This window comes from Immundisolibacter sp. (assembly GCF_041601295.1).
GTDB lineage: Bacteria > Pseudomonadota > Gammaproteobacteria > Immundisolibacterales > Immundisolibacteraceae > Immundisolibacter.
In genome coordinates, this window is record NZ_JBFIII010000021.1 from 1 (window position 1) to 15,622 (window position 15,622).

At 63.8% G+C, this 15,622-nt stretch carries 14 protein-coding genes and 2 tRNA genes; 9 read left to right on the forward strand and 7 right to left on the reverse strand.

The features are described 5' to 3' along the window. Positions 1-141: 141 nt before the first annotated feature. From ABZF37_RS04315 to ABZF37_RS04355, 9 genes are all read left to right on the forward strand, one after another. Positions 142-1,311, forward strand: a complete 1,170-nt coding sequence (locus ABZF37_RS04315) for a Rieske 2Fe-2S domain-containing protein (protein ID WP_372717141.1) — start codon at positions 142-144, stop codon at positions 1,309-1,311. Positions 1,312-1,348: 37 nt separating this feature from the next. Then, entirely contained in the window at positions 1,349-2,692 is a 1,344-nt protein-coding gene (locus tag ABZF37_RS04320) for a Rieske 2Fe-2S domain-containing protein (protein ID WP_372717143.1), read from the forward strand. Continuing rightward, positions 2,689-3,192 (forward strand): aromatic-ring-hydroxylating dioxygenase subunit beta, encoded by a 504-nt coding sequence (locus tag ABZF37_RS04325; protein WP_372717146.1) that lies wholly within the window; start codon positions 2,689-2,691, stop codon positions 3,190-3,192. Before ABZF37_RS04320 ends, ABZF37_RS04325 begins: the two co-directional genes overlap by 4 nt. A gap of 13 nt (positions 3,193-3,205) precedes the next feature. Then, positions 3,206-4,372 carry a Rieske 2Fe-2S domain-containing protein gene (locus ABZF37_RS04330; RefSeq protein ID WP_372717148.1) on the forward strand — a complete coding sequence of 389 codons (1,167 nt, stop codon included), beginning with the start codon at positions 3,206-3,208 and terminating at the stop codon, positions 4,370-4,372. 136 nt (positions 4,373-4,508) lie between these two features. Beyond that, complete coding sequence (locus tag ABZF37_RS04335; RefSeq protein ID WP_372717150.1) at positions 4,509-5,333, forward strand: alpha/beta fold hydrolase; 825 nt, start codon at positions 4,509-4,511, stop codon at positions 5,331-5,333. A 71-nt stretch (positions 5,334-5,404) separates the two neighbouring features. Continuing rightward, positions 5,405-6,844, forward strand: a complete 1,440-nt coding sequence (locus ABZF37_RS04340; RefSeq protein WP_372717152.1) for a UbiD family decarboxylase — start codon at positions 5,405-5,407, stop codon at positions 6,842-6,844. A gap of 14 nt (positions 6,845-6,858) precedes the next feature. Next, complete coding sequence (locus ABZF37_RS04345; RefSeq protein ID WP_372717154.1) at positions 6,859-7,131, forward strand: hypothetical protein; 273 nt, start codon at positions 6,859-6,861, stop codon at positions 7,129-7,131. 12 nt (positions 7,132-7,143) lie between these two features. Further along, positions 7,144-8,442, forward strand: coding sequence for an aromatic ring-hydroxylating dioxygenase subunit alpha (locus ABZF37_RS04350; protein ID WP_372717156.1), 1,299 nt, complete (start codon positions 7,144-7,146; stop codon positions 8,440-8,442). Further along, complete coding sequence (locus ABZF37_RS04355; protein WP_372717158.1) at positions 8,439-8,921, forward strand: aromatic-ring-hydroxylating dioxygenase subunit beta; 483 nt, start codon at positions 8,439-8,441, stop codon at positions 8,919-8,921. Before ABZF37_RS04350 ends, ABZF37_RS04355 begins: the two co-directional genes overlap by 4 nt. 211 nt (positions 8,922-9,132) lie before the next feature. On the opposite strand, the gene ABZF37_RS04360 is transcribed toward ABZF37_RS04355, so the two are convergent. The 7 genes from ABZF37_RS04360 to recA all read right to left on the reverse strand — a co-directional run bounded on the left by ABZF37_RS04360 (position 9,133) and on the right by recA (position 15,107). After that, positions 9,133-9,209, reverse strand: a tRNA-Arg gene (locus ABZF37_RS04360). Positions 9,210-9,265: 56 nt separating this feature from the next. Then, positions 9,266-9,359: transfer RNA gene (locus ABZF37_RS04365), tRNA-Ser, on the reverse strand. A 46-nt stretch (positions 9,360-9,405) separates the two neighbouring features. After that, a complete protein-coding gene (gene csrA, locus ABZF37_RS04370; RefSeq protein ID WP_372717160.1) occupies positions 9,406-9,612 on the reverse strand; it encodes a carbon storage regulator CsrA in 207 nt (68 codons plus the stop codon). 116 nt (positions 9,613-9,728) lie between these two features. After that, positions 9,729-10,952: an aspartate kinase gene (locus tag ABZF37_RS04375; protein WP_372717162.1), complete on the reverse strand. Its 1,224-nt coding sequence runs from the start codon at positions 10,950-10,952 to the stop codon at positions 9,729-9,731. A gap of 34 nt (positions 10,953-10,986) precedes the next feature. Next, positions 10,987-13,605 (reverse strand): alanine--tRNA ligase, encoded by a 2,619-nt coding sequence (alaS, locus tag ABZF37_RS04380; RefSeq protein WP_372717164.1) that lies wholly within the window; start codon positions 13,603-13,605, stop codon positions 10,987-10,989. Continuing rightward, complete coding sequence (locus ABZF37_RS04385) at positions 13,602-14,063, reverse strand: regulatory protein RecX (protein ID WP_372717166.1); 462 nt, start codon at positions 14,061-14,063, stop codon at positions 13,602-13,604. Before ABZF37_RS04385 ends, alaS begins: the two co-directional genes overlap by 4 nt. 21 nt (positions 14,064-14,084) lie before the next feature. Continuing rightward, a complete protein-coding gene (gene recA, locus ABZF37_RS04390; RefSeq protein ID WP_372717168.1) occupies positions 14,085-15,107 on the reverse strand; it encodes a recombinase RecA in 1,023 nt (340 codons plus the stop codon). Between the last annotated feature and the right edge of the window lie 515 nt (positions 15,108-15,622).

Genomic DNA, 15,622 nt, shown 5'->3' on the forward strand with positions numbered 1-15,622 from the left:
CTACGACGCCCTCGGCGGACGCGGCACGGACAGCACCGATAGCCTGGTCGACGAAGCCCTGATCCGCTCCTTCTGGCGCGGTTATCGGGGCCTTATGGACTTCTGAACGGATTCAGTCTCGACTCCCACGCAAGGACACGCATGAATACTCCCGCAACTCCTCTGGTCAATCCCGAAGTCCTGGACCGCATCCGCGACTGGCGCGGCTATGCCGAAGCCAAACTCGGCTTTCGCAACCATTGGTATCCGACCCTGAACAGCAGCGAAGTGGCCGAAGGCAAGCCGGTGCCGTTCGAGCTGGCCGGTGAAAAGCTGTTGATCAATCGCATTGATGGCAAGGTCTACTGCATCAAGGACCAATGCCTACATCGCGGCGTGCCGCTGTCACGCAAGCTCGAGTGTTACAGCAAGGACACCATCACCTGCTGGTACCACGGCTGGACCTACCAGTGGGCCGACGGCAAGCTGTGCGACATCCTGACCGATCCGTCGAGCAAAGTGATCGGTACCCGCGCCCTGCAAACCTACCCGGCCCAGGAGGTGCAGGGTTTGGTGTTCGTGTTCCTGGGCGATACCGAGCCCACCCCCATCGGAAGCGACCTGCCGCCCGGCTTCGACGAACCGAACCGGCGGGTGCAGCCGCTGCGTCGCTTGGTGAATGCCAACTGGCGCATTGGCGCCGAGAACGGCTTCGACACCACGCACATCTTCATCCACAAGGACTCGCGGCTAATTCGCGGCAACCAGACCATGCTGCCTCTGGGTTTTGCACCCAAGCCCGACAACACCGAGCCGCTGTTCGAGGTCCGCCACACCGGGGGTGGCAACATCGGCATTTTCGATCTGCTGGCCGAGCGCGGCGTGCCGCATTTCGAGGGCAGCGTACACGGCGAGGTGGTGCGCCGGGCCATCCACGGCGGCGACAAGCGCATCGCCAACGAGATATCCCTGTGGATGCCCGGCGTACTCAAGGTCGACCCGTTCCCGGACCCGGAGCTGATCCATTTCGAGTGGTATGTGCCACGCGACGCCGACAGCCATTGGTATATCCATTGCTCGACCAAGGTGGTCGAGGGGCCGGACGCGGACGCCGAGTTCGCCGCCGAGTACGAAGCCCTGTGGAAAGACCTGTACGCGCACGGCTTCAACGACGACGACATCTGGGCCCGCGAAGCCACGCAGCCGTTCTACCAGGACGACTGGGGCTGGCTGGAAGAACAGCTGTTCGAGGCCGATGCCTGCATCATGGCCTGGCGCAAGCTGGCCAGCGAGCACAACCACGGCATCCAGCACGCCCGGCGTCGGGGCTGAATCGCCCACTACCTCCCGTCAACGTCGGAGTCACGCTATGAACGCACCGCACCGTGGCGCGCCCGTGGACAAGGGCTCGCCGACCTACCTGGCCAGCCTGTTCGACCGCCGGCCGGACGAAGGCATCTACCGCGTCAACCGCTCGCTGTACACCGACCCGGAGCTGTATGAGCTGGAACTGGAACGCATTTTCGAGGGCTCGTGGATCTTCCTGTGCCACGAGAGCCAGTTGCCCAAACCTTACGATTATTTCAGCACCTGGATGGGCCGCCGCGCAGTGTTCGTGCAGCGCAATGGCGAGGGCAAGATTCAGGGCTTCCTCAATGCCTGCCCGCACCGCGGCGCCCGCCTGTGCCGCACCGAGCGTGGCAACCGCAAGCACCACGCCTGCACCTACCACGGCTGGACCTTCGACGCCGACGGCAAGGCGCTGTGGGTGCAGCGCGCCGAGCAGGGCTACCCGGCCGACTTCTCGACCGGAGACATCAGCCTGCGGCGCATCGCCCGGGTCGAGTGCTACCGCGGCTTCGTCTACGCCAGCCTGAGCCCGGACGTGCCGTCGCTGAACGACCACCTGGGCGGTGCCGCCACCTTCATCGACATGCTGGTCGACCAGTGTCCGGACGGCATCACGCTTCTGCCCGGTGCCTCCACCTGCCTCTACCACGGCAACTGGAAACTGATGCTGGAGAACGGCGGCGGCGATGGCCTGCACCCGGATTACGCCCACAAATCCCTGTTGGGCGTCTCCAAACGCAAGAACGAACGCTCGGCCGCGGTGCGTACGCTGCAGATAGACAAGATGCACGAGAAGCGTGGGGGCCAATGGACCTTCGGCCACGGCCACACCAGTATCTGGTTCAACTTCCCGAATCCCGAGGCCCGTCCCATCTACCAGCAACGAGAGCGTCTCAAGGCCCAGTTCGGCCCCGCGCGGGCCGAGTGGATGACCAGCATTTTTCGCAACCTGTCCGTGTACCCGAACCTGCACATGCTGGACCAGATGGCGACCCTGATCCGCACTTTCCGCCCGGTGGCGGTGGATCGCACGGAAATCACCTTCTACTGCATGGCGCCGGTAACCGAAAGCGACCGAGAGCGCAGCCACCGGCTGCGACAGTTCGAGGAATTCTTCATGGCCAGCGGCATGGGCACGCCGGACGACAACGAAGAATTCGAGCAGTGCCACCAGGGCGCGCTCGGGGCCGATGCCGACGACAGTTTCATTGCGTTCGGCCTGCATAACCGCGTCAGTGGCGACGACGAGGTGGCCCGCGGCCTGGGCATCCCGCTGGAGAGCAGCGGCATCATCGGCTACGAGGGCTGCACCATGAGCCAGTACGACGAATGGCTGCGCTTGATGACCCGTAACAGCGCATGAGCGGAGCACCTGACTTCGCCACCTGGCAGGCGCTGTGCGACGTGCTGCACGAGGAAGCCGCGTGTCTCGACGAGCAGCGCTGGGACGACTGGCTGGCCCTGTACACCGACGACGCGGTGTTGTGGGCGCCGGCGTGGGACGCCGAGCACCAGCTCACGCGCGACCCAATGCGCGAGGTATCGCTGTTCTATGTGGAAGGCAAGCCGGCGCTATCGGACCGGGCCTGGCGCTGGAGTAGTGGCGATTCAGCTGCCTCGACCCCACTGCCGCGCACCTCGCACCTGATCGGCAGCGTGCGTGTGACTCAGTTCAGTACAGGCGCCGCCGTGGTGGACTCGCGCTGGCACACGCAGGTCTACCGGGCCCGACGCACCTGGTCCTACGCCGGCAGCTACCGGCACACGCTGCGCCTTGAAGCCGGCAGCTGGCGCATCGCCCACAAAACCATCGTGTTGACCAACGACTTGGTCGACACCACGCTCGACCTGTACCACGTCTGAACCGGAGCCCTGCGTGAACAAACCGCTCGTTAACCCCGACATCGGCCAGCAAATCCGCGACTGGCGGCCGTACTACGAGGCCAAACTCGGTTTTCGCAACCACTGGTACCCGGCGTTGTTCGCAGCCGATCTGGCCGAGGGCGAGGTCAGGCCCACCAAGCTACTGGGCGAGTCCCTGCTGCTGCGGCGCATCGACGGCAAGATTTATTGCATCAAGGACCAATGCCTACATCGCGGCGTGCCGCTGTCGCAAAAGATCGAGTGCTATAGCAAGGACACCATCTCGTGCTGGTACCACGGCTGGACCTATCAGTGGGCCGACGGCAAGCTGTGCGACATCCTGACCGATCCGTCGAGCAAGATGATCGGCACCCGCGCGCTGAAGACCTACCCGGCGCACGAAGCCAAGGGCCTGGTGTTCGTTTTCCTGGGCGATATCGAAGCCCCGTCGCTGGACACCGACCTGCCACCCGGATTCCTGGACGCCGACCGCGCCGCCTATGGCATCCGCCGGCTGGTCAAGGCCAACTGGCGCCTGGGGGCCGAGAACGGCTTCGACACCACGCACATCTTCATCCACAAAGACTCGCCGTTCATCGCCGGGCGCGACTCGGCTTTGCCGCTGGGCTTCGCCAGTGCTGGTGAGTTGCAACTGGACCTGCGCGAGGACCCGGCCGCCCCGCGCGGCGTGGTCGACAACATGGTCAAGCACTACCGGCCACTGTTCGAGGCCACCCTGGGTGGCCAGACCGTGCTGCGCACGCGCGCCCCGACCGGCAAGCACAACACCATCCACACCATCTCGCTATGGATGCCGGGGATTCTGAGCGTCGAGCACCATCCCGAAGCCGACATGGTGCAGTACGAGTTCTACACCCCGCACGACGACGACCACCACATGTACTACCAGGTGATCGAGAAATGCGGCGTCACCACCCCGCAGCAGGAAGCCGACTTCCACGCCGAATGCGCCGCCCTGCACGAACCGCTGGCCCTGCGCGGCATCAACGACGACGACCTGTGGGCCCGCGAAGCGATGCAGGAGTTCTACGCCGACGACTGGGGCTGGCTGGAGGAGCAGTTGTTCGAGCAGGACCGTAACCTGCTCGAATGGCGCCGGCTGTCCAGCCGTTGCGCGCGCGGGATCCAGACACAGGCCCTGGCCGGGGGCAGCCCGTGAGCAGCGACCGGACGCCCTGCTATCGACGGCTTCCCAGCCGGTGCGGCGATATAGCCAAGCTGGCGCTGGAGGTTGCCACTGCCTGCATGGTTTTCCACGATCAATTTTCCCCACCATCACACACGAGGAGTACGTGATGAACGACGCGCAGTACGAGAAGAAATTCATCGACGTTAACGGGATCAAGACCTGTTACATCGAACAGGGTAGCGGAGAGCCGCTGATCCTGATCCACGGCGGCGGCGCCGGCGCCAACGGCTACGGCAACTGGTTCGGCTGCCTGCCGCTGTTTGGCAAGCACTTTCGCACCATCGCCGTGGACATGGTCGGCTTCGGTGGTACCGACAGCCCCGACCCGGCCACTTTCGAGTATTCCCAGAAATCCCGCTACGACCATATCGCCGGCTTCATCAAGGCGCTGGGCTACAAGAAGGCCAGCCTGGTCGGCAACTCCATGGGCGGCGCCACGGCCATGGGCGTGGCGGTCGAATACCCGGACCTGGTCGACAAGCTGATCCTGATGGGCAGCGCCGGCCTGAACTCCGAAATCAATGCGGCTCTACAGCCGGTGGTCGGCTACGACTACACGCCGGAAGGCATGGTCCGCCTGATCAAGTCGCTGGCCAACCCGGACTTCCCGATCACCGACGAAATGGTCCAGTACCGCTGGAAGAATTCGGTCGATCCGAAGAACAAGACCTCCTACGCAGCCACCATGCAGTGGGTGCGCCAGCAGGGCGGCCTGTTCTACCCGGAAGAGTTCATCGCCCGCGTCAGCCAGCCGACGCTGGTGGTCAACGGCAAGCTCGACCTGGTGGTGCCGCTCGAATCCGCGTACCGCTTCCTCGAGCTGATCAAGAACTCCTGGGGCTACATCGTGCCGCACTGCGGGCATTGGGCCATGATCGAGTATCCGAGCGATTTTTCCGCCGCCGTGGGTAGCTTCGTCCAGTCGCATTAAAGGCTAACCGCCAGTGCTTGCCCCTAACGGGGACAGGCACTGGCGAGCTGTTCCACCTGGAGGTCAGACTGATGAAAGCGGACGAGAACCCCAAACTGGCAACGCCTTGCCACGATCTGCGCGACTGGCTGGCGCTGCTTGAACAACATCGCGAACTGCACGTCAACCACGCCCCAGTGGACTTGCGTAACGACATCGCTTTTGTGTCGCAGCAGGTGGCCGACCGCTCCGGGCCAGCCGTTTTGCACAACGCGATCACGGATTACCCGGCCTGGCGCGTATTTCACGACGGCATGACCACGCCGACGCGCATGGCGCTGGCGCTCGGTCGCAGCCTGGACGAGTACCCGCGCCATGTATTCGACGTGGTGGCCGACAATCGCCGGGTGGAGCCGGAAATCGTTGACTCGGCGCCGTTTCAGGAACTGGTTATGCGGGGCGATATCGACCTGACCGCGTTGCCGATTCCCACCACCAGCGCGTTCGAGAATCCGCCGTATATCACCGCCGGCATCAGCCACGTGCGCACGCCGGATGGGCGCTGGCAGAACATTGCGATTCGTCGCTACCAGCTACAGGGCCCGGACCGGCTGAGTGTCCTGGCCATGAAAGTCGCCCAGCACGAGGGGCAAATCCTGGGGGAGTGGTTCGCCCGCGGCGAGCCGGCACCGGTCGCCATCGTTATCGGCGCCGACCCGCTGTACTACCTGTGCGCGCAGATGCCGGCGCCCGACGGCGTGGCCGAATACGAATACTGGGGCGCGCTGACCGGACAGAAACTGAAAATGGTGCGTTCGCGCCAGTTTCCGCAACTGCTGTTGCCGGCCAGCGCCGAAATCGTCATCGAGGGTTACTACCACCCCACCGAGCGCCTGTTGGAGGGCCCGTTCTCGGAATTCCCCGGTTTTCATTCGGGGCTGTTTTACCTGCCCCAGCTCGATGTGGTCTCGGTCAGCATGCGCCCGGATGCCATCTATCAATATATGTACATGGGTCGTGAGCCCACCGAGGGGCACAACGTTGACCACTTGGTATACGCAGCCAACATTTACTCACAAGTGCGCGCCCTGGTGCCGGAAGTGGCCGACGTAGCGGTGCTGGGAACCGAAGGATTCACCACCGTGATCACGATCCGCAAGGCGCAAAATCGTGCAGGCCTGGTGCGCCAACTGGCCATGGCTACTCGTGGCAGCCGCGCTGGGCGGCTGATCAAGAACCTCATCGTGGTCGACGACGACCTGGATCCGCGCAACATGAATGACCTGATCTGGGCCCTGTCGGTGCGCTTTCAGGGCAGTCGCGATCTATTCGTCGTGGAAGGGCTGCCAGGGTGCTTTCTGGACCCGTCGGAGCAATCAACCTCCGGCGGTGTCGGCCAGACCAGTTTCACCGTGTTTGATCTGACCGAGCCGTTGGCGCCCCACAACGACGGCTACACACGCGGCCTCGCCGTGCCGCGTCAGACCGAGCAGGCGCAAGCGGTGCTGCGCAGCATGGGCCTGGCCCGCTGATGGAGAGAAAGACGATGCCTCAGACCGCTCCTAGCATTGCCGCCGGGCTACACACCATCACGCCGTACCGCAGGCGACTGCGGCAGATGCTGCGCAACCGCGCTTGGCTTGCCGCCAACATTGAGGCCCTGTGCCAGCAGTACACCGACCAGTGGGTGGTGATCGACGACCAGTCGGTCAAGGGTGCTGGGCCGACGCCGGAGGCTGCCACCACGGCCAGCGGCCCGGTTGACGAATCCATAGCGCTGATCCTGATGCTACCCCGACGCATCCCACAACCCATCTGAAACCGACTAGCCGTGCCCGCAGAACACTTCACTCGCTTCAACCCTACGCACCTGATCGAGCCGCACCGCGTGCGACGCCAAGCGTTCGTCGATCCGGCGGTGTTCGATCTGGAGATGACGCGCGTCTTCTCCAGCACCTGGGTGTTTTTGGGCCATGAGAGCGAAGTGTCCGAGCCTGGTAGCTACAAGGCGACCACGCTGGGCACACAGCCGGTGCTGCTGACGCGCGATGTGCAGGGGGCGCTGCACGTCTTCATCAACGCTTGCCGACACCGCGGCGTGCCGCTGGCCGACGACCACACCCAGGGGACGTGCCGACACTTCGTGTGCCCCTACCATGGCTGGACCTTTGATCCTTCGGGCAAGCTGGTCAGCGTGCCGATGCGAGATCGTCAGGCGAGTGTGTTCGACGAGACGCAGATGGGCCTGGTGGCGGTCGCCAAACTCGACAGCTACCGCGGCTTCGTGTTCGCCAGCCTGAATCCGCACGTGCCGACGCTGCCCGAGCACCTGGGCGCCGCGGCGGAGTTCTTCGACCTGTTCTGCGACCTGTCGCCCAGCGGCAACATTCGCGTGGAGACCGGCGTCACTCGCTACCAATTTCGCGGCAACTGGAAGCAGCAGGTGGAGAACTCCATGGACGGCTACCACCCGGCTCTGGTGCACCACAGCTTCTTCGAGGACGTGCTCAAGCCCCGCATCGGTCGGGGCATGGGCTTCATTGTCGGCCCGCAATCCCCTGCCAAGAGCGTGTCGCTGGGCAATGGCCATGCGCTGATCGATTTTCGTGCCTTCGACCGCAAAGCCATCCTGGGTGCCGAAAAGCCTAAGTCGGAACAGGACTGGCACGACAAGCTGCGCGCCCGTTATGCCGACCGACCGGGCTATGCCGACACGGTGATCGCCTGTAACGGCGGCGATGGCTTCAACTTGCTGGTCTACCCGAACCTGGTGCTGATCAACAACCAGATTCGCGTCATCCACCCAGTCAGCTACGACCGCACCGAAGTGTTCGCCTACCCGGTGACGCTGGAAGACGTGGCGCCGGAAATCAACACCGCCCGCGTTCGCGCGCACGAGGACTTCTACGGCCCGGCCAGCTTCGGTGCTCCGGACGACATTGAGATGTTCCAGCGCCAGTGGGACGGCCTACTGCGCACGCCCGGCATGGAGTGGCTGTACTACGACCGCGGCCTGGATCAGGAAGAAAAAATCGGCGCGCACGGCCGCCAGTCGCACGTGTCGGACGAAACCGCCCACCGCGGCATCTGGCGCCGCTGGCTGCAACTTATGCAGGAGGGCGCCCGATGACCGCCGCGCCGGACCAGGCCGCGGTCGAGCATTTTTTGTATCAGGAAGCCAAGCTGCTCGACGAGCGCCGCTACGAAGATTGGGTCGGGCTGTTCACCGAGGACGGCGTGTACTGGGTGCCGTCGGGTCACGAGGGTCCGGCCGAGCGCAGCGTCGCGCTGATCTACGACAACACGCCGCGCCTTCGCGAACGTCTGACCCGCATGGGCAGCCGCGCCTTCTGGGCCCAGCAGCCGCCCACCCACACCACGCGCCTGATCGGCAACGTGCTGGTGCAGCCCGGCGCGGAACACGCGGACGAAATCGACGTCGAGTGCCGGTTCATCCTGGCCCTGCTGCGCCGTCACCGCCAGGCATTGCTGTCCGGTGTGGCCCGCTACCGGCTCAGGCCGGCGCAGGACGGCTTTCGCATCCGCGAGAAAGTCGTGACCCTGCAGGAGCGCGACGAGTCCTTCGACAACCTGACCTTCCTTATCTGAGGCACACGGACGTGAATCAACTGCATACCAAGCCGTCCTCGACCGGCGACTGGGTAAACGTAAAGGCACGGCCCCGCCACTCGCCGTGCACTCAGCAAGCCCTCGCCCGAGGGGGATCCTGCGCAACGCTATTCGGACGATCAGCTCACGACGCCTAGCACCATGGCCCTAATACAGAAAAACCCACTCGGAGGTGGGTTTTTCTCGAGAATGGCGCGCCCGGAGAGATTCGAACTCCCGACCGCCTGGTTCGTAGCCAGGTACTCTATCCAACTGAGCTACGGGCGCGTAAAAAAAAATAAATCGGCTCGAACCCGGTCGCTCCACCGTCAACTCGAAAGATTTGGCGGAGAGAGAGGGATTCGAACCCTCGATGGGGCTTTTGGCCCCATACTCCCTTAGCAGGGGAGCGCCTTCAACCGGCTCGGCCATCTCTCCGAGAGGGAGCGCAGGATAACCGTTTACGGCCCTGCACGCAAAGCATTCAGCTCTCGGCGACAGTTTCCGTAACAAGCGTGTTTTCAGCCCTTTCCTGCTGGATGCGCTGGTAGATTTCGGCCCGGTGCACTGGCACGTCGCGCGGCGCCTTCACGCCCAGGCGTACTTGATTGCCCTTGGCACCCAGCACGGTGATTTCAATACCATCACCGATCATCAACGTTTCGCCAGCCCGGCGCGTCAGAATAAGCATATTGCCCCCTCTATATAGTTATTGCGAACGGTGACGGATCGTCCATTGACCCCACTGTCTATATCGGCGTAGCCAGCCCCGCTGCAATGGGCATTTCAACACAAACGGCCTCGTTGTCAAACTGGCTGCGAGGCTAGCCCAAAAGCTTCGTGCAAGGTACGCACAGCCAGTTCGGTGTACTTCTCATCCACGATCACGGATATCTTGATCTCCGAAGTCGAGATCATGCGGATGTTGACGCCCTCCGCCGCCAGAGCCTCGAACATCCGGGCCGCCACCCCGGCATGCGACCGCATGCCGACGCCGACCAGCGAGACCTTGGCCATTTTGTCGTCGCCGCTGACGGCGCGCGCACCAAGTTCGGCCGCGGTCTTGCGCACCACATCCATGGCTGCCGGATAGTCGTTGCGGTGAACGGTAAAACTCAGGCCGGTCAGGCCATCCTGGCCGATGCTCTGCACGATGACGTCGACTTCGATATTGCGCGCCGCGATCGAGCCGAAAATGCTGAATGCGACGCCCGGATGATCCGGAATACCGGCCACGGTTATCTGTGCTTCGTCGCGGTTGAAGGCGACGCCGGAAATAAGCGGGTCTTCCAAACCGTGTTCCTCCAGGGTGATAAGCGTGCCAGGGCCGTCCACAAAACTCGACAGAACGCGCAGTGGCACCTGGTACTTGCCAGCAAATTCCACCGAGCGGATTTGCAATACCTTGGCCCCCAGGCTAGCCATTTCGAGCATTTCCTCGAACGTAATGCGGTCCAGGCGACGCGCCCGAGGTTCCACCCGCGGATCGGTCGTATACACGCCATCGACGTCGGTATAGATCTGGCATTCGTCGGCCTTGAGTGCCGCCGCCAGTGCCACCGCCGTGGTGTCCGATCCACCGCGACCCAGCGTGGTAATGCTGCCGCTTCCATCCACGCCCTGAAAACCCGCGACAACCACTATCTCGCCACGGTCCAGGCTGGGGCGCAGGCGTTTGTCGTCGATCTCGACGATACGTGCCTTGCTGTGCGCGCTGTCGGTAAGAATGCGTACCTGGGCACCGGTGTAGGAACGCACGGCCGCGCCACGCGCGGCCAGCGCCATCGCCAGCAGGGCGATCGCCACCTGCTCGCCGGTGGCCAGCAACACGTCCATTTCACGCGCCGGTGGCTGGGCGCTGATTGACTTTGCGAGCTTGATCAGACGATCGGTCTCGCCCGACATCGCGGACACGACCACGACCAACTGGTGGCCCTGGTCGCGAGCCCGCAGCACCCGATCCGCCACGGCGCCGATACGCTCCGGACTGCCCATGGAAGTCCCGCCGTACTTCTGCACGATCAGGGCCATCGTCTGTCTTGCTCCTCTACGTAAAGGATGAGTTTCAACCGGCGAGGCGCTGCCGCACCCATTCGGCCACGCCCGCCAGGGCCTGGGGCAGCGCATCCGGCTGGTCCCCGCCGGCCATCGCCATGTCCGGCCGGCCACCGCCCTTTCCGCCAACCTGTAATGCAACGGCATTAACCAGGTCGCCGGCCTTGAGTCGGCCGGTCAGATCTGCGGTCACCGCCGCCACCAGACTGACCTTGCCGGCTGTCACACTGGCCAGAACCAGCGCGGCGCTGCCGAGTTTCTGCCGCAACTGATCGGCAAGCTCGCGCAGCGCCTTGGCATCGGCGGCTTCAATCACCACCGCCAGGACCTTGATACCGGCAACGTCCACCGCTGAGCTGGCCAAGCCATCGCCGGCGCTGCTGGCCAGCCTGCTGCGCAACTGATCGAGCTCTTTCTCCTGTTGGCGCTGCTTGCGTAACACCTGATCGAGCTTTTCCAGCAGGTCGGCCTCACCGGACTGCAGGGCCTCGGCGGCGATGCGCAGTCGCTCCTCGGCATTTGCCACCCAAGCCATGGCGCCTTCAGCGCTCACCGCCTCGATACGGCGAATGCCGGCGGCCACACCCGACTCGCCGACGATCTTGAAAAAGCCGATGTCGCCGCTGCGCGCGACGTGAGTACCGCCACACAGCTCGACCGAGAAATCGCCCATCCGCAGCACGCGCACCCGTTCGCCGTACTTCTCGCCAAACAGCGCCATGGCGCCCACTTGCTGGGCATCGGCCAACGCCATGTCTTCGGCCTGCACCGGCAGATTGGCGCGCACCTGGACGTTGACCAGCGCCTCGACCGCGCGCAGTTGGTCCGCTGTCACCGGCTTGCTGTGCGCAAAATCAAAACGCAGGCGTTCGGCATCGACCAGCGAACCTTTTTGCGTGACATGCGCGCCCAGCCGTTGGCGCAGCGCGGCATGCAGCAAGTGAGTGGCGGAGTGATTGGCCCGGATACGCGTGCGCCGGGCGACGTCGATCCCGGCGCTGACGCGGTCGCCAACGGCGAGTTCGCCTGTGCCCAGCGCGCCAACGTGCAAGTGCACATTGCCTTCCTTGCGGGTGTCCATAACCTCGAACACCCCACCCGGTCCATGGAGTTGGCCGCGATCCCCGACCTGGCCACCCGATTCGGCGTAAAACGGCGTGTGATCGAGCACAACCGTCGCCTGGCTGCCGGCGACCAGGCGGTCCACTGGCGCGCCGTCCTGCAGCAAGGCCACGACAGAGGCCTCGTCCTGGTCATGGTCGTAGCCGGTGAAGCGATGGCCGGCCACGGCGGCCGCATCCAAAGCGTCGCCAAGACGCAAATCGTCACCCACCCGAAATTGACTGGCCGCACGGGCGCGCTCGCGCTGCCGCGTCATGGCCTGCTCGAAACCGTCGAGGTCGAGTTCGAGGCCGCGCTCACGGGCGATGTCAGCGGTCAGGTCCACTGGGAAACCGTAGGTGTCGTACAAGCGGAACACGGTCTGTCCGGGAATGCGCTGCCCGCCCAGGCTTTTCATATCGCGCTCCAGGATGGCCAGGCCATGGGAAAGCGTCTGTGCGAAGCGTTCTTCCTCTTCCCTCAGGACAGTCTCAACCGCCGTCTGCGCCGCCGCCAACTCGGGGTAAGCATCCCCCATCTCGCCCACCAAAGCCTGTACCAGGCGATGGAAAAACGTCCCTTCTGCACCCAGGCGCGCACCGTGCCGTACGGCGCGGCGAATGATGCGCCGCAACACGTAACCCCGACCCTCGTTGCCTGGCAGTACGCCGTCAGCGATCAGAAAGGCACAGGACCGGATATGGTCGGCGATCACTCGCAACGAGCGCGAAGTGCGGTCCTGGGTGCCGATCACCTCGGCCGCCGCGTCGATCAGGCCGCGGAAGATGTCCGTGTCGTAGTTGTCGTGTACGCCCTGGAGCACCGCCGCCAAGCGCTCCAGACCCATACCGGTGTCCACCGACGGGCTGGGCAGGGGCTTCAAGCTTCCGTCGGCCAGGCGCTCGTACTGCATGAACACGAGGTTCCAGATCTCGATATAGCGATCGCCGTCCGCGTCTGGCGAACCGGGCGGCCCGCCTGTCACCTCGGGGCCATGGTCGTAAAAAATCTCCGAACATGGCCCACATGGACCGACGTCGCCCATGGCCCAGAAGTTGTCATCCCCGGCGATCCGTCGCAGGCGGCTTTCCGGGAAGCCGACCTCGCTCAGCCAGATGTCGGCGGCTTCGTTGTCGTCCGGGTGAATGGTTACCCACAACCGCTCGCCAGGCAGATGCAGCACTTCGGTAAGAAAGGTCCAGGCATAGCGAATGGCGTCGCGCTTGAAGTAATCGCCGAAGCTGAAGTTGCCCAGCATCTCGAAGAACGTGTGGTGGCGCGCGGTATAGCCAACGTTGTCGAGGTCGTTGTGCTTGCCGCCTGCGCGCACACAGCGCTGGGCTGATGTGGCGCGATGGTAGGGGCGTTGCTCCACGCCCAGGAAAACATCCTTGAACTGAACCATGCCGGCATTGGTGAACAGCAAGGTCGCGTCGCCAAGCGGCACCAGCGGGCTGGACGGCACCACCTGGTGGCCCTCCTTGGCGAAGAACTCCAGAAAACTGCGGCGAATGTCAGTGCTTTTCATGCGTCGTCGCTATGGGTGTTACCCAGGGCCTGGCGAATCTGCCCGCCAGTAAAGCCACGGGCCTGCAAGTGTCGCTGTTGACGGCTGCGTTCCACGGCGTTCGACGGTGGGGCGCGTCCGAATCTGTTTTCCCTTACTTCGCAACAGGCGGTGTACCAGTCCGACTGCTCCAGGTCCAACACACTGCCGATGGTGTCGTCGTCAATCCCACGCGCACGCAGTTCAGCCTGGGCCCGCAGCGGCCCGTACCGACGACGCAGCAGTTCCGTGACCCGCGCCTGCGCATACCGCAGATCCGACAGATATCCGTGCTGTACCAACTGTTCCAGCGCCGCGGCAATGTCCGCCGTATCCATGCCACGCTGCAGGAGCTTGAGCCGGAGTTCACCGTGGCTGTGTTCGCGCCTGGCAAGCAGCTTCAATGCCTGGGCATAAGCCGCCTGTACCGGATCGTCCACCCTGTTGCGCGGACTGCGCGCTCAGGCCGGACTGGCCGCCTCGGCAGAGCGCGGCGCCGGCAACATGCGCGCACGGATATCGGTCTCCAGGCGCTGCGCCAGTTCCGTGTTGCTGTGCAGGTACTCACGGACATTGTCGCGGCCCTGCCCGATGCGCTCGCCGTTGCAGGAATACCAGGCCCCGGATTTCTCGATCAGGCCCAGGTTGACGCCAAGGTCCAGGATCTCGCCCTCACGCGACACGCCCATGCCGTACAAGATGTCGAACTCGGCGGTTCTGAACGGCGGCGCGACCTTGTTCTTGACTACCTTGACCCGGGTCTCGTTGCCGATAACCTCTTCGCCCTTCTTGATGGAACCGATACGGCGGATATCGATCCGGACCGAGGCGTAGAACTTGAGTGCGTTACCACCGGTGGTGGTTTCCGGGCTGCCGAACATGACGCCGATCTTCATCCGTATCTGATTGATGAAGATCACCATGGTGTTGGAACGGCTGATGCTTGCCGTGAGCTTGCGCAGGGCCTGCGACATCAGGCGCGCCTGCAGCCCGACGTGGGAGTCACCCATCTCGCCTTCGATTTCCGCACGCGGCGTCAGTGCCGCCACTGAGTCCACCACCACCACATCGACCGCGGACGACCGCACCAGCATGTCGACGATCTCGAGCGCCTGCTCGCCGGTATCCGGCTGCGAGATCAGCAAATCGTTGACATTGATCCCGAGCTTTTCGGCATAGGCCGGATCCAGCGCGTGCTCGGCATCGACAAACGCGGCCGTTCCGCCGAGACGCTGCATCTGCGCGATTGCCTGCAAGGCGATGGTGGTCTTGCCCGACGACTCGGGACCGTAAATTTCAATGATGCGCCCGCGCGGGAAGCCCCCAACGCCCAAGGCGATGTCCAGATTCAGGGAACCGGTGGAGACCGCCTCCACATCACGTACGGCCCCCGTGTCTCCCAGACGCATGACCGCGCCCTTACCGAACTGACGCTCTATCTGCCCAAGCGCAGCGGCCAACGCTTTTTGCTTGTTATCTTCCATGCAATGCCTGCCCGCCTGATGTGCTTAATACCGCGAGCATTATTCCACAGCGCAGCCGGCGCGGCCTAGCGCCGCACGCCGACAACTCATGGCGAACCTCCACGGATCGGAGACCCCTGGATGCTGCCTGGTCTATACGGCGGCCGCGCCTGAGCACCCTATTAGTCATCACGTATCAGCGACCCTGCCAGTCGCCCTCCATGGCGACTTTGTTGCCCTCCTTAGCGCGGGCAGGAACCTGGGTCGTGGCCCCGATTGCCGAGGCATAACGAAACCTGACCAAAAACCGTGTTTCCGCGGCCGCACGGCGCAACCCGAAAACAACCCAGGTGGCCTGGGCAAGCGGCGGAAAAAAACCGGGCCGAAGGCGAGCCTTCGGCCCGGTTATGCCGATTGGCAGAACTGATTTCGCCCGACCTCTCAAGCAAGGGGGAAGCCGAGAGGCCGCACGACTCATCAGTTCACCGATGAGTAAACACAGGCAGCCACACCATCCCTGGCTGGCTGCGCGGACT